This window comes from Shewanella sp. 10N.7 (assembly GCF_020806285.1).
GTDB lineage: Bacteria > Pseudomonadota > Gammaproteobacteria > Enterobacterales > Shewanellaceae > Shewanella > Shewanella electrodiphila.
Genome location: NZ_JAJGZS010000022.1, coordinates 69,664 through 71,246, shown reverse-complemented (window position 1 = coordinate 71,246; position 1,583 = coordinate 69,664). Strand labels below are relative to the sequence as shown.

The following is a 1,583-nucleotide window of genomic DNA, read 5'->3' as shown; positions in this document are numbered from 1 at the left end:
AGCTAATTGCTGAGCCTGTAATTCAGCCTCAGCCTTTTCAGCAGCTTCTTTTTCTACTGCAAGACGGTTTTGTTCTTCAACACGTTGCTGTTCAGCTAATTGCTGAGCCTGTAATTCAGCCTCAGCCTTTTCAGCAGCTTCTTTTTCTGCTGCAAGACGATTTTGTTCTTCAACACGTTGCTGTTCAGCTAATTGCTGAGCAGCAAGCTCTGCTTCAGTCTGCTCAGTACTACTGGTGTCAATTTGCTCTTGAGCGTTGTCGGTTGTAACTTTCTCTTGTTCTTTGGTTTTGTCTTTACGAAACCACGAAAAAAAACCTTTCTTTGCCATGTCTACTACCAGTACTTAGTGAGCTAAAAAATTCGGAAAAATACTCTCGATAACTTAATACAGATAATGTCTGAAGGATTGCTCACCTTTAGGCATCAGTTTGGTATAAAATATCGAGTATTCTAATTGGTTGCATAGTCTACCACTTTCTTTGTTCAGGCAAAATCACGAGGGCAAAATGTCCAAAAATAAGTCCGCTAGCGGCCAAGTCAGGATCATTTCAGGACAATGGCGTTCACGAAAACTTCCTATTCACGATCTTGAAGGTCTTCGACCAACCACAGATCGAGTGCGCGAGACCTTATTTAACTGGTTATCCACAGACGTTCGCGGTGCAAGAGTGTTGGATTGTTTTGCTGGAAGCGGCGCACTGAGCCTAGAAGCATTATCACGCTACGCTGACTATGCTCGAATTTTTGAACTGCAATCCAGCGCAGCGAAGCAGTTGCAACAAAATTTACAAACCCTAAAATGCGAAACGGCCGATGTCATTAATGGTGATAGTTTGGCTTTGCTCGCCAAAGGTAATCCAGATAAAGGCTTTGATATTGTTTTTGTCGATCCCCCTTTTCGCAAAGATCTGGCCAGTAAAACCATCGCGCTGCTAGATGAAAAACAATGGCTCAATGAAAATGCACAAATTTATGTCGAAACGGAATCCGACTTAGCTCAGTTAGACATCCCCAATACTTGGGTTGAGCTTAAACAAAAATCGGCAGGGCAAGTGACCTACCGTTTATTCCAATATCAAATTGATTAAAGGTTACAGATGAAATTTTTTATTCTGGCAGGTAAGAGCTTTACCCTGCTGACATGGTTGGTGATGTTTTATAATGTGTTCATGCCATTCGATGGCAAGGTCAGCATTGTTCTCAATATTCTGTTATTGATCACGGCATTTATGCACTTGTTCCAATTATTGATTTTTTACACCATGTTCAACACATTACTAAAACTTAAGTTAGTCGATTACATTAAAGTCTATTTCTTGGGTGTCTTTGGTTTATTAGAATATCGCCAAAAAGTATTGGATTTACCTCAAGCTGAAGATTGATACTTATAGCTGGCATCACAAATGAAGTGATAACGAAATTAAACAGCATCTAAGTTATGAGCCTCACATTCGTGGGGCTTTTTATTGAGCTTTAATTATGGGTTACGCTTTAAAGCACTAATCAATATGGTTATAGACATTAATTGATCATGCCTAGGGTTATCACTCCCTATTCACCATCTCTTATGTAGGTCTACTT

2 protein-coding genes and 1 pseudogene are annotated in these 1,583 nt (G+C 40.1%); 2 read left to right on the top strand and 1 reads right to left on the bottom strand.

Annotated elements, in window-relative coordinates; all coding sequences use genetic code 11:
• Window positions 1–330 (bottom strand): annotated as a pseudogene (locus tag LMH66_RS14510) (signal recognition particle-docking protein FtsY); the annotation flags it as partial.
• Between the two features lie 178 nt (window positions 331–508).
• On the opposite strand from LMH66_RS14510, the gene rsmD reads away from it, so the two are divergent.
• Together rsmD and LMH66_RS14500 are read left to right on the top strand one after the other, a co-directional pair.
• Complete coding sequence (gene rsmD, locus LMH66_RS14505) at window positions 509–1,090, top strand: 16S rRNA (guanine(966)-N(2))-methyltransferase RsmD (RefSeq protein WP_229370838.1); 582 nt, start codon at window positions 509–511, stop codon at window positions 1,088–1,090.
• A gap of 9 nt (window positions 1,091–1,099) precedes the next feature.
• Window positions 1,100–1,384, top strand: coding sequence for a DUF1145 domain-containing protein (locus tag LMH66_RS14500; protein WP_102526734.1), 285 nt, complete (start codon window positions 1,100–1,102; stop codon window positions 1,382–1,384).
• Window positions 1,385–1,583: the final 199 nt, after the last annotated feature.